We start from the raw sequence: 21399 nt of genomic DNA, 5'->3' as shown, positions 1-21399 counted from the left end.
GTTTTCTCCGCTTCCGATTTGCCCAGGGCAATGCTACCGACACCACCCGCGCCAGTTCAATCTCTTGGTTTGGAAAAGCGGACACCGACGCCGCCCCCATTCTCGGGAATAAACTCGATGCCAGCGGCCTCGAATGCTTTTCGAATGGCCTCCAACGTAGCGGCGTACCCCGGGCGACCGGCCTCGATCCGGGTTACAGTGGCCGCCGTAATGTTGGCCCGGCTTGCCAAATCGCGAACGCCCCACTTCAGAGCAGCCCGCGCCATTCGAATTTGATCGGCAGTCAACATTATAACCTTGACATAATCTTTGTATGATTCAAACTATCCGCGAAGGTTTTAAACGGCCATGCAGGTTGCTTGCGACAACCTACATGGCCTGACCACAATTCAAGCTTCAGGGAGCTCGGATCATGGCTGATTCTGAGAATAGCAGAACTTTGCCTGCAATTTCGCGCGGAAAAGAAAACCGTGAGCACGGGACGTGCGAAGGCCTGCCTCCAACCATCGATCGCCGAAACCTGCTTTCCGTCGCCGCGCACCAGCTAAGCGCACTGATCGCGGAAACTCCGCAGCGAAGGGAGAGTGGTCCTACGCCCGTCAGAGAAATGTGGCCTCGCTGGTATGCATGCCATCTGCAACGCGTCAGGGCCGCCCGGCTTAGGGAAAAGATCGAGATGGAATTGCTCAACGAGGCTGGGGGTCTTCCGGCCGTGATGCTGCCGACTGTCGGAGAGGATGACGCGGTCGAGGTTCACTCTTTTGTCGAAATCAATCGAATAGCCTCTCAGTTAAATGCCAAACACTTGTCTCAGGCGCGAGCCGAGCTTCGTCGGCGCCGGAAACGATGGAAAGAAGCGGATCGGCGTTTGGGATACAGCGCGTTCGTCGCCCGAGAACAAGAACTCGCGGAACGGGCTGGGATATCCGGGCGTGTCATGTGGATCACACGGCCCTCTTCGCTGACCGAAGTCACCGCAAAGCTCCATTGCCTGATCGTCATGCACGATCCCGGCTTGAAGCTCAAAACTGCACCGTGGCCCGAGCTTCGGACAATGCTGAAGGATCTTATTCGCATTCTGGAGAAATGCCGGCCGAAATCACGCAATGGACCTCCATGCGATGGCAACTCAGTGAGTGTGCGAGACACCCTAAACTTGGCGACGCAGTACCAGGGTGCAGCCAACAGGCTCGGCAAGGGCTTGGCTAAGCCCAACCAGCTTCCGCGGCGGCTTCTGGCACTCCATGCGATGGAGCTCTATTTGAATGCATTTTTACTTGCCAAAGGCGTGGACCCGAGGAAGATCCGCGGCCTTCGGCACGATCTCGGCGAGCAGGCGCAAATTGCATCGGAAGCTGGCCTCGTGCTGCGAAAGCGTACGATGGCGCATCTGGTAGTTCTGTCCGAAAGCGATGAGCATCACGTCATCAGATATGCTCCAAACCATGCTTCCAAGCTGTCGCAGATGAACCGCGTCATGGCGACTCTCGATGAGCTCTCACTAAAAGTGCGAATGATGTTGCGGGTGAGCGTTTGAATCTAATGCGGGATAGGCATTGCCGCGGTCGATCTGTCATTGAAAAAGCCAAATGCAACTCATGAATGAATTAGCGACAGCCGGAGTTATCTTGCCATCTAGCGGGTTTCATATGCTATTTGGGCAGCCCGAGACCGTTGGGAGACGGCCGGGACATGACGCGCAACTATCTGCTTTCCATTCAACCAACGCTGTTTGGGGAGGTCGCTGTGATGCGCGCCTGAGGAAGGATCGGCAAACGCGGTGGCGAAATGACCGAGATGTTCGCAACCGAACATGAAGCGGCCACACACTTCCTCGAACTGGCGCGTCGGAAGCGCACCAAAGACTATCGGCCTGTCGGATCCTGTGGAAATAGGGGCATTTGCAGCCTTTCCGATGATTCAGCTGGGTGACAGAAAGCGATTGGAGTGGAAGCTATCCCCCGTGTTCAACAAGGGGACCATCATGACCACCACCAACGAAATTGTGGATAAAATCGCAGCAGAGCACAGCCTCACCAAGGCGCAGAGCAAGTCTATCGTCGAGGCTGTATTCGCATCCATCACCGCGGCCGCGGTAGCCGGCGCCGAGACGTCCATCCCGGGATTTGGCAAGTTTAAGATCAAGGATACGCCGGAACGCGAGGCCCGGAACCCAGGAACCGGAGCAACCATCAAAGTGGCCGCGGCAAGAAAGCTAACCTTTCAGCCCGCCAAAGCTCTGAAAGATGCGCTCAACAAGTGACGTGGGATAACCTTGCCGGAAAGCCTTCTTGTGTCGAAAGGATGTTTTGATGGCGGCGCGATTTACTGTCTGTCGCGTGGATCCAAGAGAAGGATGATGTCTTCTGAGCAAGGGCTGAATAGCCACCGGTAGATATCCCTTTTTGTCAATCGGATATCCGCACCTCCAGTATTCAATTCTAAAAGCCTTGTGATTCCCGAGGTCGGCGTTGGTGCCGACCTCGGCTTGAGGTTTGCCGAGGGGGGTGTTGATTGCGCTGCGCCTCTTGTCAGAAATTGTCATAAAAAGATTGAACATCAATAACTTAGTAAAAAATGCATAATCAGATTTATGGAACTTAATTTCTCGTGGACGCTCTGCATGGCTCGACATACGTGGCAAACACACGCATAGGTGACGTTTGCGCAAAATGCGGCTAGATTCGCTCATACGTGCCAAGTTTTAGATTTGAGCCTTGGATACGCCAGGCCGAACGAAGTTCGGCGCAAGTCAGAACAGCACGTTCATGGCGGAGTCATTTGAGGTGTATGGAATCAGACGGCAAGACATATTGCTTTGGAGACTATCGGTTCATTCCGGACCGGCAACTGCTTATGCTTGGGGGCAACCCGGTACGCGTAGGAAGCCGGGCTCTCGATTTGCTCCACAAGCTCATCAGCCACTCGGGGCAAGTCGTCGGCAAGAACGAGCTTATGAGCTTCGCTTGGCCGGACACCTTTGTTCATGAGAGCAACCTGAAAGTCAACATCGCCGCGCTGCGCCGTGCCCTTTCAAGGGACGCTTCAGGCCTGTCGTACATCGCCACCGTGACCGGGCGCGGCTATCGCTTCGTTGCGCCCGTCCGCACCTATGGCGGAGACCGGAAGCAACACTCCTTCGATCCGGTCAAGGCTTTCACCCGCGAATTGCCTCGCCTGCCGCATGTCGTCGGTCGCGACGACATCGTTGCGGAGCTCGGCGCGAGGCTTCCAAAAAGCCGCCTATTGACGGTTGTCGGACAAGCGGGGGTCGGAAAGACGACTGTTGCCGTCGCGGTGGCAAAAAGCCTCCGGGACCACTATCGGGAGGGTGTTTGTTTCGTGGATCTTGCCGTCATCGGCGATCCTCAGCTTGTCGACGTGACGATAGCGGCCGCGCTCGGAATCGGCGGCAAATGGTCAAATACGCTTGCCGGGATCGTCGAGGCATTGCGGGGGCACGAAATACTGCTCGTGCTCGACAACTGCGAACATGTTCTCAGCACCGCTTCGGCGATCGCGGAACACCTTACGCTTGCGCTTCCCGGTCTTCACATTATCGCCACGAGCCGCGAACCGCTTCGATCGCGGTCGGAGAGTGTCTATCGCTTGTCTCCGCTCTCATATCCAGATGAGCACAGCGGAAAAGACCGAACAGCGGCCCTGATGTTCCCCGCCGTGCAGCTCTTTGTTCAATGCGCAAACGAGGCCGGGTACGAACTTGATGACGCCAGCGCACCCGTGGTGGCGGCCATCTGCCGACGTCTGGACGGAATTGCGCTTGCAATTGAACTTGCCGCGTCGCAGCTTCCGGTTTTGAAGCCGACAACCCTGCTCATTCTTCTCGAACACAGTTTCGAGCCACTTGTCGCCAGTTCCGTCGGTACTCCGCCACGGCACCAGACCTTGCTCGCCACCTTGGACTGGAGCTATCGGCTTCTGTCCAAGGACGAGGCCCAGCTTCTGCGCCTTCTATCGGTTTTTTCGGCAAGCTTTTCTTTCTCCGATGTCATCGGAGTCGCGGGTGGGCTCGGCCGAAGCATAGAGGACATCGTGACTTGCACGGAAAGCCTCGCGGCCAAATCGCTCTTGTCGGCCGCGCACGACACCGAGGGGTTACGCTATCGCCTGCTCGATAGTACCCGTAGTTTCGCCGCCGAGCGGCTGGACAGGAGTGGAGAAGCTGCTCAAGTCCGATCGAGCCACGCGCGATATCTTCTCAGGCTTTTCGAGCAAGCCGAGGCGGAGTGGCTTTGGAGACCAAGGAACGATTGGACCGCTCGCTACGCACAGCGAGCGAACGATTTGCGCGAGGCGATCAACTGGGCTCTCGGCGACGGCGCACAGCCAGAGGTCGGCGTTCGCCTCACTGCGGCTGCAATTCCGCTGTGGGACGAGTTGTCGACCGTCGCCGAAAGCCGGCGATGTGTGGAGCGGGCGCTGCAATGCGCGGATGCCCTGTCGCGCTGCGACGCCGCTGTCAACATGAAGCTCATCGCGTCATATGCCTCAGGCCTCAATTTCTCCGATCATTTCGGTCCCGAAGCCGACGCGGCGTGGACGCAAGCCAACGGGCTGGCGCGGGTGATCGGGAATGTCGACTATCAGCTTCGCACCTTATGGGGTTATGGCATATTGCAAACTTTCACCGGGCGGCATCGGCAGGCGATCGCGACGCTTGAAGAGTTCGCCCAACTCGCCGGCCGAGAGGATGAACGGCAGGCTGTCGCCGAGGGAGAACGGGTCAGGTTGACGGCCCTCTTCTATCGTGGCGATGTCCGGCGTGCGCATAATGACCTGAAGCGGCTTGCATACGATCACGCGACCACCGCGAAGCGCTCCGGTGTTGCCCGCTTCCAAGTGGACCGGTTCGTGTCGATCCGGGTGGCATTGGCGATGACGGCCTGGGTAGCGGGAGATCGCGGCGAGGCGACGGTGGCATTAAAGGATGCTCTCGACCATAGCCTCGTGCTCGAGCATGCGGTCTCGCATTCCAACGCTCTGGCGCAGGCGGCCCTGCCTATCGCCCTGTGGTCAGGAGAGGCGAGGATCGCACGCCTACATGTCGAGGCGCTTGCACGCAATCTCGCACTACGGGAGATCCCGATCTGGAACCCAGTCTGCCGTTTCTACGATGGCGCCGTTGCGAGCATGGACGGTGACCCCGAAGGGGTTGACACCATGCATCTCGCCATCGAGCAGCTCATCGCCAACAACTTCCTCGTGCGGGTACCATTCTATCTCACCATGCTCGCCGAAGCCGCATTGCGCGGCGGACGCACCGCGCTTGCCCGCGACAGCCTAAGCGCCGCCTTCGACCGCGCCGACCGGCAGAGCGAGCAATGGTCCCGACCGGAACTGCTGCGCGTGCGTGGAATGCTGCTGCAGCGACTGGACGGCGATTTGCCCGGCGCCTCTGAAACCCTGCAGCTCGCCATAGAGACGGCAAGGGAAAGCGGTGCGCTCTTCTTCCGGCTTCGCGCGTCGACGGCGCTAGCGGAGCTATGGGCGGAAGCCGACCGGCACGCGGCGGCGGCCGAGCTGCTGTCGCCCGTCTGCGCCCAGTTCGATGACCAGGTACCCTGCGTGAGCGTGATGAAGGCACGTCAACTTCTCGAAGCTCTCCGACAAAATCCTGGAGGCACTAAAGCGTCGGACATTCAGATTGAATCGTTTGGGATTCTTGCCGATCGCATTTCGTGATCCGCTTCGTTCGGAGGTGATTTGCAATGACCGAAACCTATTCACTTGATCTGCCGGAGTGCATTGCCAGCTTTGTTGACAACGGCCAGTCACGACATGCGGTGGCTGCGCATTTTAGTGCTGCATTAGATCGCGGACCGAAGTCGGCCATCTAAGGAGCTTCGCAGACGATATGGTGGCGACAGCGGGTCGGCTGGTTAACAGCGTAAAAACGGAATTGAGGCACAATGATCGGGATCGGCCCCGCTGCGCTATGCGAATCTCTGGGTTTTCCTGATCGGATAAGGCCCCAGCAAGAGAACCGTTGTTGCGCCACCGATGAGCAGCAGCGCACAGGCTTTCAGGATGCCTGTATAGGTGCCCGTGCGGTCGAACACGTAGCCAAACAGGCTTGGCCCCACGAAGGCGCCTACCACGAATATTCCGTATAATATTGCGTAGATGGTGGCGTAGCTGCGCATCCCGAGATAGCGGGAAACCAGATAGGCCATTAGGTCGAATTCCACTCCTGAAACGAGGCCGAGCAATAAAACAGCGATGCAAGCCATGAAGAAGCTTGCATCGTCCAGCGAAAGGATAAAGCAGGCGACCGCGCCGAGCGCCAATATGACCGTGCCGACCGCAGGCGCCCAGAACCTGTCGACCAGAACGCCACCAAGAAGCCGACCGGCTACGGCCGCTATTCCGACAAGCGAGGCGAGCTGAACGGTTTCACTTGGCGACAGGCGCAGCGAACGAAGTATGTTCTCGATATTGGGAAGTGGCGCCGCGACGGCGAGCGACATCGGGATGAAAACGACGGCCAGAAGCCAAAAGGAGCGCGAGCGAAAGGCCTCGCGTACGGTCATGCCTTCCGAAGCATTCACTCGCACTAGTCCCGCATCAACCTTCCTGGCGTGCAATCCGGCGAAGCCCCAAAGAACTATCGGACACGCTATGAGTATCGGCATTGCGCCGACTAGTAGGATTGCGACACGCCAACTGACGGTCTCGATAAACAATTGGGCGAGCGGCTTCACCACAAAGGCAAATAAACCGGGGCCGGACAAGGCGAGGCCAAGGGCAAGGCCCCGCCGCTCCTCAAACACACTGTTGATCACCCGCGTGAAAACGACCGGCGTCGCCCCCAGGCCGAAGATCGCAATAGCCAGCCACGAGAGATAATATTGTGCGATCGAGCCGTTGGATGCCGCGAGCGTCATATAGCTCAAGCCCAGGCACGGCAGAGAGGCCGATGCCACCAGGCGCGCTCCGAATTTGTCGATCAGCATCGCGAAAAATGGCCCAATAATAAGAACTGAAGCGGCGAGCAGCGACAGACCGCCAAAAATTGTTGCGAACGACCAGCCGAATTCTCTCGCGAAAATCGGCGCGAAAACGCCGATTGTGTAGAACGGAATGGCAGGCAGGCCGAAAGCCGTTCCAATAAGGCCGGCCAAAACGATCCGCCAGCCGTTCCTTAACTCGGAAAAGTCCCTTTCTTTCACCAAAGACTTCCCTTCATCGAAACCAAGAGTTCGGCAACCATATTGCGCGAGCGCGTATGCGCAACGTACCTCCGTCAGCAGCTTATGCAAGGGGCTGCGGGTGCCGCTGCGAGGCAGCGGTTGCCGAGCCGGGTGAAACGGCAGTCGCCGAAGCAATAGTTCATGGCATCAAGCGCCTTAGCCCTTGCAATATCCCCTGTGCTGCGGCCGTGAGAGACGATGCGTCCGAAGCGCTCGCCTTGACGATAGCGGCCCTTCGAATGAATTTTGGCTCCACGAGAAGCCCCTCCCGCTAACCCCTTACGACGGCTCAAGAAAATCCGTGACGTCGTGGCTCGAACAGGAACGAAAGCTAGCGTTTCGATTACCCGTGCTTCTTGAGTGCCGCAAGCAACTCCTGCGCCAGGGGTCCAGCGGAAGCCGGATTCTGACCGGTGATGAGGCGACCATCGACGACGACATGGGGCGCCCAGTTCGCCGCAGACGAATAGACAGCTCCCTCGCCCGTCAGGGCATCTTCAAGCTCGAACGGCACATCCTCGCGGGCGTAGTCATATTCCTCTTTTTTCGAGAAGCCCGTAACCTTTTTGCCGCGCACGAACGGTACCCCGTCGCCAAGATCAACGCCAAGCAACGAGCACGGTCCATGGCAGACCGCGCTGACGATCTTATTCGTCGTCCAAGCGCGCATGATCGCACTCTGGACCTGAGGATTGCGCTGAATGTCGACCATCGGCCCCAGACCTCCAGGAATGAGGATCGCGTCATAATCGGCGGTGTCCACTTCGAACAGCCGACGACTACGGTTCAATCGGCGGAAAGCCTTGCTCTCGCGAAACTCTTTCTGCGCGGCGTCTTTCTCGTCATAGGCGTCAAACGGCGTCCATCCGCCAGCCGGTGACGCGAACTCGACGGCGACGCCCGCCTTGTCGAGGACGTCGAACGGGTGGGCGACTTCCGCGAAGAAGAACCCAGTGGGGCGATTGTGCGGACCGATTACCGCTGCGTTAGTGACGATGAACAGGACGTGCTTTGTCATTGCCTTCTCCTTTGTTGATAGTCGAGTATGCCGAATCTTGATCGTTGGCAGGCGCCATACGCGAGCTTAAAGCGACTGGACCGGCTAGGCCGGGCCGCATCTATGGTTTGGCTAATTCGCGATCCAGGAAGCCGCGAATAAGCGGAACCATTTCATCCAACTTGTCTTCGAGCGCGAAGTGCCCAGAATCGAGCAAGTGGATTTCGGCCTTTGGCAGATCCCGAAGGTAGGCATGCGCTCCTTCCTCGGAGAAGACCTTGTCGTTCTTTCCCCAGACAATTAGCGTCGGCGGCTGATAGTCGCGGAAGTATTTCTGGAATGCCGGATAGAGCGGCACGTTGGTGCGGTGGTCATAGAAGAGATCCATTTGGATATCTTTGTTACCGGGCCGGTCCAGCAGCGCTTGGTCCTGAACCCAATTGTCTGGACTTATGCGGCTGACGTCCGACATCCCGTTGGTATATAGGAACTTGGTCGCATCGAGAGTCACCAGGCCGGACAGCGCATCCCGGTGTGCACCTGATCCGTCTGCCCAGTAGGCCTTGATAGGGTCCCAGGCACCTCGCAGGCCCTCATCATAGGCGTTTCCATTTTGAATAATCAACGCGGTGACGCGATCGGGGTGCTTCAGTGCAAGCCGATAACCGACAGGTGCGCCGTAATCCATCACGTACATCGCATAACTCTTGACGCCGATACCGGACAGCAGTTCGTCGACGATGTCGGCATACGGGCCGAAGCCGTATTTGAATTCCTTGTGATCCGGAGCGTCGGATTGCCCAAAGCCGGGATAATCGGGGGCGATAACGTGGTATCGATCCGCCAGTTGGGGAATGAGATTTCGGAACATATGTGAAGAGGTCGGGAACCCGTGAAGCAGGAGCACGACGGGCGCGTCCGCCGGTCCGGCCTCCCGGTAGAAAATATTCAAGCCTTGGATTTTGGCTGACCGGTAGTGCACGTTGACGACGGGAGCGTACATCTCTGGGGCCTGCTGCGCGGCGGCATCCGTAGCTCGCGCAATAGGTGGCGCTGAGACGACAGCGAGCAGCAAAGCAAAGACAAAACGGCGCATGCACGTTCTTCCTTCTTACGATCCGACAGTGCTTCTTTCGTTGCTGGATATTGCCTGACCGCACAACCGCGAACGAGTTAATCCTCGTAAATCCCAGGGAAACGAGTATCGCGGTTGACTTAGGGCGCAACATCGTTTGCTCTGGAGGGAGCGTTGGTTCAGCGAGGATGCGCAGCACGGCAAGCGGAGTGCGATAATCAAACCGCAGTCCTCTAATCGACGAGTTACGGGCTGTTAGAACTTGAGCACGGCTCGCCGATGATTTCGCTTGCCCTCAGAAGCCCGAGTTGCTCATTGATCTGCACGAAGCCGAGGGTCTTGATGGTATGCTTGATCTTCCCTGCTGCGGTCAAAGCTATGACCTCGCTAACATCGTTGTCTCATCTTGCTTCTCCTTTGCTCTCTAGGAATCGAACGAGGCTGAAGCGATGTCTTTCAGTTTGATAGCGCTGCAATCGCAGCCTCGGCGACGGCGATATCCTGTTCCACGGTTCCGGAACTTGCCCCGACCGCTCCGATGACCTGCCCCTCACGAACCACCGGGATTCCGCCCCCGAAAATCACGACATCACCGCGGTTACTCTGATGAATACCGAACAGCGGTTCACCCGGTTGAGACAGGCTCGCCAGGTAAGCTGTGCTTTTGTCAAACAGTCTGGCCGTAATGGCCTTCTTAATCGCAAGATCGATGCTGCCAATGAGACCTCGATCCTGCCGAACGAACGCGATCAGATGCCCGCCGGCATCGACGACCGCCACGCTATAAGCGACCCCGAGGCTCTCAGCTTTCGATTCGGCTGCAGCTAGCATTCGCTTGGCATCACTCAAGCCGAGTGTCTCTTCCAGCATCGGTAGAACTCCTGCATCTCTAGGCTCCGCGGGCATAATGCGGCGTCGGCTGCGAAGCATGTGACGGGCCGGGATGGAGGCCTGCACGATACCAGCGCGGGCCGAGAGCAGGTGTTAAACGCCGTCAAACAGCGAAAATGTTTGGACGTCGACGCCTGCGAGGCGGATAAGCTTTACGACGATTCACAGGATTTCACCTGCTTGCCGCTCAGACTTGGCGTATCCCTTTGATATCTTGTAAACAGCTGCGACATCGGACCACGGCAGCCATTCAAGTTCCGCCGAGGGTTGTGAATGCCATCCGTACTCACCGATATCTGGATACAGTTCGGCGTGCTGTTTGCGGCCCGAGGCGCCGCACATATTGTGTTCCCTGCACCTGGGACTCGCCGCCTGATAATCGATTGCCTCTTCTTCGCTGCCTTGACTACGTTGTTGCTATGGAACAACATTCCGCCATACTCGATCGAAGGCGTCGATCCCGGGGTTACGCTGCGTCTCGTCCGTGGTGTTCTCAAGACGGTCTGGTGGCTCGCAGGCGCAATGGTGCTAGCCAATTGCGCCCGGGTATTTCTGATACTCGAACACAAGCCTCGCGAAGGAAGACTTCTTCAGGATCTCGTTGTCGCGATTGTCTATGTCAGCGCTGCGTTATGCATCATCGCCTATGTTTTCAGCCTGCCGGTCGGGACAATCATAGCGACGTCGGGAGTATTCGCCGTCGTGCTTGGCCTTGCTCTTCAAAGCACGTTGAACGACGTGTTCTCCGGTATAGCTCTCAATCTTAACCGACTCCTTTCCGTGGGTGATTGGGTTGTTCTGGACCATGATGTCCAAGGCAAAGTCATGGAGACGAACTGGAGATCCACGCAGTTCCTCAACAAAACCGGCGATCTGGTGGTTATCCCTAACAGCATGCTGGCGAAGAGCCGCATCACGAACCTGAGCGTTCCCGACATGTCGCACGGAGCGAGTTTGACGGTAAAAATGCAGGCAAACTCGCAACCCAGCATCATCGAGAGCACGATGCAACAGGTCCTTCTCAGCAGTAGCGAAATCCTCAAGACGCCGAGCCCATCTGTTTCAATATTAGGGCTGAGCCGCGATTGCATTGAGGTGGAGCTGTCATTCCGTGTGCCCACTCTACTGTCTGTCACGAAGGCAAAAAACGAGATCTTCGACTTGGTCTATCGCCATACGATGGCCGCGGGATTTGCCCTTGCTTCAGACCCTCCAGGGGAGCAACCGGAGGGCGTGGGCGGTCCTACCAACATTGTGAGACGGCTCGTAAACATGGCTCGGATTTTTGCAAATCTCTCGAACGACGAGAGGGATGCATTGGCCGCCGCGGCGGAGCGCCTGATGATGAAGCAGGGTGCGGTTATTGCGAAGAAAGGCTCGACCACGACGTCCCTGATGATCTTGGCGCGCGGAGTGGCGATCGTTGAAGACGGCAGTGAAGAAAGCAGGATCGAGTTCGCCCGTCTCGCGCCTGGCGACCTTCTCGGGGAGCGTGGCGTTCTGCTCGGTGGTAAGGAAGTCGCTGATACGAAGTGTCTCACGGACGTTGTCCTCTATCAGATAAGCAAGGCGAAGATTGCCGACTTGCTTCGAGAACGCCCGGCTATCGCAGAGGACCTTGCAGCCCTTCTTTCGGTGCGGACCAGGGCCGAGGAAGCGTTGCACCAAGCCGGGCTTAACCACGCTTCCAAGACAGCACCTGACTTAAGGATGCGCATCCTACGACTCTTCCATCTCTAGGATTTCGCGAGCTTTTTCAGGAATTAACGCGAAATCCGGGGCTCCGTGTTCTAGCGTATGCGCAATGGGAGCCTCCCCCGTGTGGGAGGTTGCCAGGGTACGCGGCGGGCCAATGCGGCCAATCTCTCACTCCGCGCATCTCATTTGGGCACGGACCGGGCCTACCGGAAAAGCTCGACAATCGATCAACTCTCAAGCTCGCCTACTCGGCAACAAGGAGACTGACATGATGAAGATATTGCCACTCGCCGCAGTTCTGATTTCAAATTTGGCATCGACCGCGGTGTTGGCTGCGGATGCGCCAGCCAAAACCGTCGTCCTCGTGCACGGAGCCTTCGCCGACGGCACCTCGTGGCAGAAGGTTATCCCACACCTGGAAAAGGCGGGCCTCAAGGTAATAGCCGTCCAGAACCCTCTCGACTCGCTGGACAACGATGTCAGCGCCGCCAAGCGCGCCATCAAGAACGCCGAGGGGCCGGTGGTTCTTGTCGGGCATTCCTGGGCGGGCGTCGTCATAACGGAAGCCGGGGCGGATCCCAAGGTGAAGTCTCTGGTCTATGTGGCAGCCTACGCGCCCGACAAGGGGCAGTCGTTGGAGGACATCACGTCAAAATACCCCCTGCTGGACAGTCGTAAGGAGTACATGAAGGATGACGACGGCTTCCTGAGAATCAGCGACCAGGGAATCAAGAAGTACTTCGCCGCCGATCTCGATCCTGAATCGAAGGCTGTCGTCGCTGCAACGCAAGGCCCCTTTCACATCAGGTGCCTGAGCGCAAAGGTCACTGCAGCCGCCTGGCGTGAAAAGCCGACATTTATGGTGGTGGCAACCAAGGACCAGATCATTCCGCCGCAACTGGAAAAGGATCAGGTGAAGGCGGCCAATGCGAAGGCGATCGAGTTACCTTCCAGCCATGTCGCGATGCTGTCGCATCCGAAAGAGGTGTCGGATTTGATCATCCAGGCGGCAAAGTAGAACGCAATTGGAGAAGGCGCGGCAATGACATCGAGCTACAACGAAATCATCCATCGCCGGCTCGCCGTCGGCGACATGGAGATCTTCTATCGGGAAACCCACCCGACAGATGTAGCATCGCCTTCCCCTCCCGTCTTATTACTGCATGGGTTCCCGTCGACCTCTCACCAATACAAAGCGCTCATGGAGCGACTTGGCGGAAGCTTCCGAATGATCGCTCCCGATTACCCCGGGTTCGGCCAAAGCACGGCTCCTGTCAGCAAGAACGACGGAGGGACGTTCGAATACACGTTCGAAAACCTTTCACGCGCCATCGAAGCGTTCATAGATAACCTTGGCCTTACCCGCGTAATCCTCTACATCTTCGATTTTGGGGCCCCCGTCGGCATGAGGATCGCCTGCAGAAGGCCCGAACTCATAGCCGGCCTCATCATCCAAAACGGAAACTGCTACGATGCCGGGTTGTCGGAAGCAGCGAGGAGACTGATGTCCGCTCGTCCAGATGATGCCGTGGTCACCGCGGAACTGGAAGGGCTCCTGACTGCTGAGGGAGTACGCTTCCAGTACCTGACCGGGGCGTCGCGACCGGAACGCATAGCGCCGGATAACTACGAACTGGACTTCCACTATATCGAGCAGGCCGGCCGTAAACAGCCGCAACTCGATTTGCTTTTCGACTACAGGAACAACCTGCCGCTTTATCCGCAATGGCAGGAATGGCTGAGAGCCAACGTGCCGCCCGCACTGATCATCTGGGGTAAGAATGACCCTTTCTTCACTCCTGCAGGAGCACAGTCGTACCTTGACGATCTCCCCAGTGCCCACCTGCAATTTCTCGATACCGGACACTTCGCGCTGGAGGAATGCCTCCCTCGGATCGCGTCACTGATCGATCATTTTCTGGCCGGTTTCAACACTCGCAGCGCCCACCATACGTGAAGATTAGCGTGCGATATCCGCGAACACAGACGTCATGCAGAAAGCGGTTGCCTTGGTATCCGATGGCAGACTGAAGTTCCAGTCGATCGCGGCATGCAAAGTCTCAGGGCGATCGGGTGTATCCGGTCCGGCGCTTCCTATGCGAAAATCGAGAAACCAATCGGGCGTAGCTAGCACTGTGGCCAGAGTCGTCTGCTCCAAGTTTGCTGCAGCTAGATCGAGAGCAAGGGGAGGCCGTCCGGACACTCTCGAACGGAATCCGAATGGGTTCCCGGCTTGCGAGAAGCAGCTTGCACTGGCTTTTTCAGTGCGGAACTTCGAACAAAATATGTCCGGCGTGCGGATAACCAAATCTATACCCGGGCTCAATTTTGTACGTTCTACGGTTGAGGTAACATCATTTCGGTCGCTCTCCTCCTAAGGCAATCGAAGACCAAGGCTTGGTGGTCCCCTTCCCACCGCAGCCTAAGATCGCGGTCCAAGAGAGCCGCCCTCTCGCCGGGGCGGCTCGCCTTCTAGTTTATCGACACGGATTTCGGCCGCTTTCTTAAGGAGCTACAGCTCGAGACGCGTTGCCTCGAACAGGAACCACACTCTGCGTTCCGCCTCGTCGATCCAGTTCTCGGTGAGGCTCGTGGTCGCATGGTCGTTATACGAAGAGGTCAACTCATGTAGCTGACGTAAGATACCGACAAGCTGCTTATTGTCGTCACGAAGCTCGGACAACATGTCCTGTGGCGTCACGAAATCCGCGTCGTTGTCGAGAATGCGTTGCAGTCGCGAGATATGACCGATCGATTTCAGCGTCGGCCCGCCAACCTTTCGTGCACGCTCGGCGATATCGTCCGTCATCGCGAAGATCTCGGCACCTTGCTCATCAAGCATCAGGTGATAATCGCGAAAATGCGGTCCGGACAAATGCCAGTGGAAGTTCTTGGTCTTAAGGTAGAGTGCGAAGACATCCGCTAGCAGAGCCGTAAGCGCTGCCGCAATATCACGCGTGGCTTCCTCCCCTAAGTCTGTTGGCGTGGAGAGCGGCAGGCTGCGGTGTTGATGCGCTACTTTTTTGTCCATGGCGTTTTCCTTTGATAGAGAGAAAGTTAAACAGAGTCAGCGCAAGCTTACCGGCTGGAGCGTCCGCAGAGAAATTCTCGATGGTTTAGGTACACCTATTCTCGAGTACAATTGCGGGCATGAAGCAGTACCGGCAAATCCGCGCTTCCCGCCTTCTGTTCGAGCAAACGGACGCGCCCACAACAAATCTCATAGCGACCGACATCCTGCTTTCCTCGCTTCGTTTTCGATCTAAAAGCTATGGCTATGAAGTCATGCCGGCGGCCGACATCAGAATTCGCAAAAGTCCAGCCAACACCGCAAGTGTCGACACCGAGAGGGTCCAGATCACCCCCATCCAAAGGACCTGTCTTGTTAGCCGAAAAACTGACCGGGATCTCACTCGTGATACCCCGCTCCCGGCTCGGATTTACCCCGGAACACGTAGTAGGACCAAGTCGTATAGACCAGGATTACAGGGATGATGAGGAGCGTTCCGACAAGAGCGAAGCCCATACTTTCGGGCGGTGCGGATGCCGTCCAAATCGAGATCGATGGCGGGATAATGTGGGGCCACATGCTAATGGCGAGGCCACTATAACCCAGGAACATCTGGACGAGCGCGAGAACGAAAGGTTGTGCTCCTGGTTCGTCTCGCCTTAGCGCCCACACTTGGAGACCGGTAGCCACGACCACAAGCAGCGGTACGGGTGCGAAAATCAGGAGATTTGGTAAAACGAACCAGCGAGCAGCAACGCTGTCGTGAACAAGCGGCGTCCAAATGCTGACTATCACGATCATGAGGAAAAGTGCGACTGATGTGCACTGCCCAAGCATGCGCATTCTATTGTGCAGATCACCCGTCGTCCGCATCACCAGCCAGGTCGATCCGAGCGTCATATAGGCAACTATCAGCGCCAATCCCGTGAAGACGCTGAACGGTGTCAGCCAATCGAATTGGCCGCCGACATAGATTGTACCGTTGAGCTGGAAACCGTTGATGAAGGCACCCAATGCAACGCCCTGCGCGAATGTCGCGAGGTAGGAACCGACAGAGAAGGCAGCGTCCCACAATGGCTTTCTTCTGTCGCCAGCCTTGAACCGGAATTCGAATGAGACGCCGCGCCAGATGAGCCCGGCAAGCATAAGCATCATCGGGAAATAGAGGGCGCTGAGTATCGTCGAATAGGCCAACGGAAACGCGGCAAAAAGAGCCGCCCCGCCGAGAACGAGCCACGTCTCATTGCCATCCCAAACAGGGGCGACGGTGTTTACCATTGCATCCCTCTCTGTCCGCTTGGGGATGAAGGGAAAGAGAAGACCGATACCGAGGTCGAACCCGTCCAGGATAACGTACATCATCACGCCGACGGCAATTATCGTTGCCCACACAACGGGTAGATCGATGCCCATTTAAACGTCCTCCCTTTCGAGCCGCGGCGCAGGATCGATATCATCAGGCGTAGCGGAAAGTGGTCGCGCTGGCCTTCGGACCTGCCCTGGCTCCTGCGGCGGCTTCTCCGTGCCGTGCGTGTCCGGGCCTCGCGCTATCATCTTGAGCATGAAGCTGATCCCCGTACCGAAAACAAAGAAGTAGATGAGGATGAACGCAACGAGAGTCACGCTAAGTGCGATCACCGATTGGTCCGACACCGCGTCCTTCGTCCGCATGATGCCGTAAACAACCCAGGGCTGCCGTCCGATCTCGGTGGTCATCCAACCTGCCAGGACCGCGATCAACCCCGCCGGCCCCATGAGTACGGAAAAAATCAAGAAAGGCCGGTAGTTGAAGAGCCGCCCACGCCACCGTAACAACAGTCCCCCTGCCCCAAGCAGAAGCATTGCCATGCCCAGACCGACCATCACCCGGAACGTGAAGAAGATTATCGTCGAGTTGGGCCGGTCCTCAGGTGCGAATTCCTTCAATCCGGGTATCTTGCCGCGGAGCGTGTGGGTCAGGATCAAACTTCCGAGATAGGGAATCTCGATCGCGTACTTCGTTTCCTCGGCCTGCATATCCGGAATTCCGAAGGCGATGAGGGGCAAGCTGGTCTCCTTTGGATCAGTTTCCCAATGGCCTTCGATAGCGGCGATTTTCGCCGGCTGATGTTTTAAAGTGTTCAGGCCATGGGCGTCGCCAACTACGATTTGTAGTGGAGCAACAAAAAGGAGCAGCCACAACGCCATTGAGAACATCTTCCGGACCGCAGGCGTGTCGTTGCCTCGCAATAGATGAAAAGCGCCTGACGCGCTGACGAAGAGCGCTGTGGAGAGGTACGCCGCTAGCGTCATATGGACCAGTCTATAAGGGAATGACGGGTTGAAGATCACCGCGAGCCAGTCCGTGGGAACGATGCGGCCGTCAACGATTGCGTAGCCCTGCGGTGTTTGCATCCAGCTGTTGGAGGCCAGTATCCATGTTGTCGAAATTAAGGTACCGACAGCGACCATCGCCGTGGCGAACATGTGTAAGCCGGGTCCGACCTTGTTCCAGCCGAACAACATCACTCCCAGAAATCCCGCCTCAAGGAAGAACGCCGTCAGAACCTCATAGGTCAAAAGCGGGCCGGTAACGCCGCCGGCGAATTTGGAGAACCCGCTCCAGTTCGTTCCGAACTCGTAGGCCATTACTATCCCGGAAACGACCCCCATTGCGAAGTTGACCGCAAAGATCTTCGACCAGAAATGATAGAGCTTCTGATACACGTCGTTTCTGCGGGCGAGCCATAGTGCCTCAAGAACAACCAGATAGCTTGCGAGCCCGATGGTGATTGTCGGGAAGATAATATGAAATCCGACCGTGAACGCGAACTGTATGCGAGCAAGTTCAAGTGCGGTGAAATTGAACATCACGAACCTCCCGTGCGGCTTGAGCCAAATGGATCCTCTGCGGCAGACCGGGGCCCTCCATCGGAAGCAAGGCATCTGGACGCACTATCAGCCGAATCCGTCATCGAGCCTTCTCCACGTCGTTCGGCGTTACGCTTCCTCTCTTTCCTCCGAAATGCCCGATGACATAGTTGGCGAGTGCAGCAATTTCCGCGTCCGAGAAAGCTTTTGCGAAGCCAGGCATGGCGGACGCCGCCGAGCCGTTCGGGTCCGAGGTGCCTTTCAGGATCACTTGCACCAGATTTGCACCGGTCTCGTCAGCCACAGAATGTGAGCCTGTTAACGCCGCTCGCGCGCTGTTTTGTCCACTTCCGTCCCAGCCGTGGCAACTTGCGCATGTTCCGGCGAATATCTTGCGACCCAAACCGCCAGGCCCATCGACCGGCTTCCATGGCTCGGAGGCAGATGCCGGCGTCGGGCCAGCAGCGATGGTGCTGCTTGCATAGCTGCTTTTTCGCGGCTCGACTGATCTCAAATAAGTGACAATTGCATCGATATCCGTTTCCGGAAGATGGCTTAGGCTGAGATCTATGGCCTGTCGCATAGCTCCTGCGGCAGGCCCGCGGCCATGTGCGAACCCTTTCCAAATATACGATTTGATCTGTTCGTCAGACCAGCTTCCGATGCCCGTTTCAAGGTCGGGCGTGATGTTCCAGGCAGTCCATCCCTCGAGACTGCCGCCCGACAACGCGCTCCCCTGCTTCCTTTGAAACATCAGGCCGCGCGGAGTATGGCATTCGCCACAATGAGCCAAAGCCTCGACTAGGTAAGCGCCGTTGTTCCAGACTTCACTCTTGCCGGCGTCTGTCTTGAACGGAGCCGAGGGCACGAACAACAGCTTCCATCCCCGCATCACGTAACGCTGGTTGAAAGGGAAAAGCAGCTCGTTCCCTGGGGGACTGCTATTCACCGGAGCAAGGGTGTCGAGGTAGGCTTTGATCGCGAGTACATCATCCGTCGCCAACAGTGCGTAAGAGGTGTACGGAAACGCGGGATAAAGATCCTCGCCATGCTTACCCACGCCGGATCGCACCGCCCGGACAAATTCGGCATCTGTCCATGTCCCAATACCCGTCTGATCGTCAGGCGTGATGTTCGGCGAATAGAGTGTTCCAAACGGAAGCTCGAACCCGAGCCCACCAGCGAATGGCTTGCCTCCTGGCGCGGTGTGACATGCCTCACAATCGGCGGCGGTCGTAAGATATTTTCCCCTTGCGATCAGGTCCGGCCCCTTGGGCTGCAAAATGCTCGCGGCAACCTGCGGGAGCCCGTGAGGCCAGAAGAAGAAGAAGGCCGCCCCCACTGCTACAATGAGTGCGATGGATAGAAGCCCAATCACAACTTTCTTGAGTCCGCTCATGGCCGCCCCGCTCGATCGAGGCTGGTCAATGCGATTGTCTCGGGGACTCGGTCGCGATTGCCCTTCCTGGCCAAGCTCGACTTGTCGATCGGTGTCGAACGCAATCGAACGCCGGTGGCCGCAAAAATCGCATTCGTCAGCGCGGGTGCAGCGGCAGCCGTACCCACTTCCCCAATTCCACCCGGAGCTTCGATGCTCGGCATCACAAAAACCTCGAAAGCCGGAACCTCGTTCAGGCGGATTTGCCGGTAGTCATGGAAGTTACTCTGCTCGACCTTGCCGTCTTTGAAAGTAACGCCGTTGAAAAGCGCAGCCGACAAGCCGAACAGCACGCCGCCCTGCATCTGCGCAGCGATGCTGTCGGGGTTAATCGGAACGCCACAGTCGACTGCGGCGGTCGCCCGGCGGAGATAGACTTCGCCATACTCGTCGACCTCAACCTGCACGACAAGCCCCATATATGAACCGAAACACTGATGGAGCGAAACGCCGCGGCCGTGACCTTGGGGAAGCGGCTCACCCCAATTCGAGGCGCGAGCTACCTTGTCTAGGACCGCTCTGGCACGTGGATTGTCGCTTAGAAGTGCTCTGCGATATGCCACTGGGTCGAAAGCGGCAGCTGCGGCGAGTTCATCGATGAAGCCTTCGACGACGAACACGTTATGCCCTTCTCCGACGCCTCGCCACCAGTTCACAGCCACTGGGCTATCCTGTCGAAGCCACTCCCACTTCGCTGCGGGAATGCGATAAGGCTGGTTGACGGAACCCGCAACCAGATCCGGGTCCAGTTGACCTTCAGGCCAACCTTTTCGCGTGAAATATTGGAGGACCGTCGATCCCGTTGTGCGGTGATGGAACGCTTTGGGAAAGCGCGTCTTCTCGTCTAGCGTTGCGACTACGCGATCGCAATAGGCGGGTCTGAACCGGTCGTGCTGGATGTCCTGCTCTCGGGTCCAGATTATCTTGAGCGGGTAATCTGCCAGCTTTGCGAACCGCGCCGCTTGCTGGATGGTGTCTACAGCCAGGCGTCGGCCAAAGCCCCCGCCGATGAGATAGGAGTGAATATTTACTTGTTCGGCCCGAAGGCCGAGAATCTCGGCCGTGACAGTCTGGGCATCAACTGGCACCTGTGTGCTGACCCAAACATCGCATGCGTCCGCTCTCGCATGTATGGTCGTATTGATTGGCTCAAGGGCCGCATGTGCGAGAAAGGGCAATTCATATGTGGCTTCGATGCGAATTCCACTGGCAAGCTCTTCGTCGGGATTCCCCTGCACTTTGGCGACGATTGGCGTCGCCTTGCAGGTCCGCAGCTCGTGCCATAGATCGGCGGACGATAATGTTGCATGCGGCCCGGGGTCCCATTCGACCTCTAAAACGTCAAGGCCCTTCTTTGCCGCCCAGTAATGCTCTCCGACAACCGCTACCGCGTCCTCAATTTCAAGGATATCGAGCACGCCGGGCAAAGCTCGGGTTTCGCGATCGTTTATCGATTTAACTTTTCCGCCGATGGTGGGACAGATCTTGATCGCGGCATAGCGCATACCCGCCACTGCGACATCTATCCCGAACTTAGCCGTTCCGTTGACCTTTTCAGGCGTGTCGACGCGCCTCAAAGGCTTCCCGATCAACTTAAATTCGGACGGCTTCTTCAATACCACTTCCGTGGGGACAGGTTGTGCCCGGGCGAGTTCAACAAGCGATGCATAGGACGCGCTGCGCCCACTCGATTGATGTAGGACAGTCGCCCGGGAGGCACGGCAATCCGATGCCGCGACCTGCCACTGTTGCGCAGCTGCGTTCACCAGCATAGTCCGTGCTGCCGCACCTGCCTTTCTGAGCGGATCAAAAAAAGCACGCACCGATGTCGATCCACCCGTGATCTGGTTCTTGAGAATTGACTGCCCATACGCGCCAAGGTCTGCCGGAGCCAGGGCGACCTCGATTTGGTCCATACCGACTTCCAGCTCCTCTGCCAGCAACATCGCTTCGGTTGTTGCAATCCCCTGCCCCATCTCGGAACTCGGTACGACGAGCACGATGCGGCCGTCTCCTCCGATGCGAATAAAGCCGTCGGGGACAAACCCGTCGAACCCAGAGGCGGCCGCATCAGTCGCGCCTGCTGCCGGCAGGCCTTTTTCATCCACCATCGCACTGGCCGTCTTCGGGAAGGCAAAGCCCAGAAGAAGCGCTGCGCTTGCGAACAAAAATTCTCTGCGGCTCGCCAGGAGCGGGGATGTTGCGTCGAGTAAGCCGATCGATTGCATA

General features: G+C 57.4%; 18 protein-coding genes and 1 pseudogene. 8 read left to right on the top strand and 11 right to left on the bottom strand.

Features of this window, described 5'->3' with window-relative positions:
• Nucleotides 1-56: 56 nt before the first annotated feature.
• Complete coding sequence (locus FHT28_RS34380; protein ID WP_152094942.1) at nt 57-266, bottom strand: helix-turn-helix transcriptional regulator; 210 nt, start codon at nt 264-266, stop codon at nt 57-59.
• A 146-nt stretch (nt 267-412) separates the two neighbouring features.
• Between FHT28_RS34380 and FHT28_RS34375 the strand changes: the two genes are divergently transcribed.
• The 5 genes and pseudogenes from FHT28_RS34375 (at nt 413) to FHT28_RS36775 (ending at nt 5858) form a co-directional block, all read left to right on the top strand.
• Entirely contained in the window at nt 413-1537 is a 1125-nt protein-coding gene (locus FHT28_RS34375; RefSeq protein WP_246705035.1) for a hypothetical protein, read from the top strand.
• A 155-nt stretch (nt 1538-1692) separates the two neighbouring features.
• A pseudogene (locus FHT28_RS34370) lies at nt 1693-1932 on the top strand (WGR domain-containing protein).
• Between the two features lie 52 nt (nt 1933-1984).
• Nucleotides 1985-2263, top strand: a complete 279-nt coding sequence (locus FHT28_RS34365; protein WP_168598706.1) for an HU family DNA-binding protein — start codon at nt 1985-1987, stop codon at nt 2261-2263.
• A 431-nt stretch (nt 2264-2694) separates the two neighbouring features.
• Complete coding sequence (locus FHT28_RS34360) at nt 2695-5703, top strand: winged helix-turn-helix domain-containing protein (RefSeq protein WP_168598705.1); 3009 nt, start codon at nt 2695-2697, stop codon at nt 5701-5703.
• A gap of 26 nt (nt 5704-5729) precedes the next feature.
• Nucleotides 5730-5858, top strand: a complete 129-nt coding sequence (locus FHT28_RS36775; protein WP_281408491.1) for a hypothetical protein — start codon at nt 5730-5732, stop codon at nt 5856-5858.
• 96 nt (nt 5859-5954) lie between these two features.
• Here FHT28_RS36775 and FHT28_RS34355 read toward each other — a convergent pair whose 3' ends face one another.
• The 4 genes from FHT28_RS34355 to FHT28_RS34340 all read right to left on the bottom strand — a co-directional run bounded on the left by FHT28_RS34355 (nt 5955) and on the right by FHT28_RS34340 (nt 10153).
• The gene (locus FHT28_RS34355) at nt 5955-7280 is read right to left on the bottom strand and encodes an MFS transporter (protein WP_168598704.1); all 1326 of its coding nucleotides are present in this window, start codon (nt 7278-7280) and stop codon (nt 5955-5957) included.
• Nucleotides 7281-7554: 274 nt separating this feature from the next.
• Nucleotides 7555-8229, bottom strand: a complete 675-nt coding sequence (locus FHT28_RS34350) for a type 1 glutamine amidotransferase domain-containing protein (RefSeq protein ID WP_168598703.1) — start codon at nt 8227-8229, stop codon at nt 7555-7557.
• Nucleotides 8230-8329: 100 nt separating this feature from the next.
• The gene (locus FHT28_RS34345; protein ID WP_168598702.1) at nt 8330-9304 is read right to left on the bottom strand and encodes an alpha/beta hydrolase; all 975 of its coding nucleotides are present in this window, start codon (nt 9302-9304) and stop codon (nt 8330-8332) included.
• A 435-nt stretch (nt 9305-9739) separates the two neighbouring features.
• On the bottom strand, nt 9740-10153 hold the full coding sequence (locus FHT28_RS34340; protein WP_168598701.1) for a heme-binding protein: 414 nt from the start codon (nt 10151-10153) through the stop codon (nt 9740-9742).
• 294 nt (nt 10154-10447) lie between these two features.
• Between FHT28_RS34340 and FHT28_RS34335 the strand changes: the two genes are divergently transcribed.
• From FHT28_RS34335 to FHT28_RS34325, 3 genes are all read left to right on the top strand, one after another.
• The gene (locus FHT28_RS34335; protein ID WP_168598700.1) at nt 10448-11914 is read left to right on the top strand and encodes a mechanosensitive ion channel family protein; all 1467 of its coding nucleotides are present in this window, start codon (nt 10448-10450) and stop codon (nt 11912-11914) included.
• A gap of 226 nt (nt 11915-12140) precedes the next feature.
• The gene (locus tag FHT28_RS34330; protein ID WP_168598699.1) at nt 12141-12890 is read left to right on the top strand and encodes an alpha/beta hydrolase; all 750 of its coding nucleotides are present in this window, start codon (nt 12141-12143) and stop codon (nt 12888-12890) included.
• 24 nt (nt 12891-12914) lie between these two features.
• Entirely contained in the window at nt 12915-13829 is a 915-nt protein-coding gene (locus tag FHT28_RS34325) for an alpha/beta hydrolase (RefSeq protein WP_168598698.1), read from the top strand.
• Between the two features lie 555 nt (nt 13830-14384).
• Here FHT28_RS34325 and FHT28_RS34320 read toward each other — a convergent pair.
• The 6 genes from FHT28_RS34320 to FHT28_RS34295 form a co-directional block, all read right to left on the bottom strand.
• The gene (locus FHT28_RS34320) at nt 14385-14903 is read right to left on the bottom strand and encodes a DNA starvation/stationary phase protection protein (RefSeq protein ID WP_168598697.1); all 519 of its coding nucleotides are present in this window, start codon (nt 14901-14903) and stop codon (nt 14385-14387) included.
• A gap of 244 nt (nt 14904-15147) precedes the next feature.
• Nucleotides 15148-15285, bottom strand: coding sequence for a DUF2474 domain-containing protein (locus FHT28_RS34315; RefSeq protein ID WP_348645058.1), 138 nt, complete (start codon nt 15283-15285; stop codon nt 15148-15150).
• A complete protein-coding gene (gene cydB / locus FHT28_RS34310) occupies nt 15282-16295 on the bottom strand; it encodes a cytochrome d ubiquinol oxidase subunit II (protein WP_168598696.1) in 1014 nt (337 codons plus the stop codon). The genes FHT28_RS34315 and cydB overlap by 4 nt, the downstream gene beginning before the upstream one ends.
• Nucleotides 16296-17732, bottom strand: coding sequence for a cytochrome ubiquinol oxidase subunit I (locus FHT28_RS34305; RefSeq protein ID WP_168598695.1), 1437 nt, complete (start codon nt 17730-17732; stop codon nt 16296-16298).
• Nucleotides 17733-17832: 100 nt separating this feature from the next.
• Nucleotides 17833-19131, bottom strand: a complete 1299-nt coding sequence (locus FHT28_RS34300) for a cytochrome c (protein ID WP_168598694.1) — start codon at nt 19129-19131, stop codon at nt 17833-17835.
• Nucleotides 19128-21398 carry a molybdopterin cofactor-binding domain-containing protein gene (locus FHT28_RS34295; protein WP_168598693.1) on the bottom strand — a complete coding sequence of 757 codons (2271 nt, stop codon included), beginning with the start codon at nt 21396-21398 and terminating at the stop codon, nt 19128-19130. The genes FHT28_RS34300 and FHT28_RS34295 overlap by 4 nt, the downstream gene beginning before the upstream one ends.
• Nucleotide 21399: the final 1 nt, after the last annotated feature.

The sequence above is a fragment of the Rhizobium sp. SG570 genome (assembly GCF_012275345.1).
Classification (GTDB): Bacteria; Pseudomonadota; Alphaproteobacteria; order Rhizobiales; family Rhizobiaceae; genus Rhizobium; species Rhizobium lusitanum.
The sequence above is the reverse complement of the archived record's forward strand: the minus strand, read 5'-3'. Positions and strand labels throughout refer to the sequence as shown.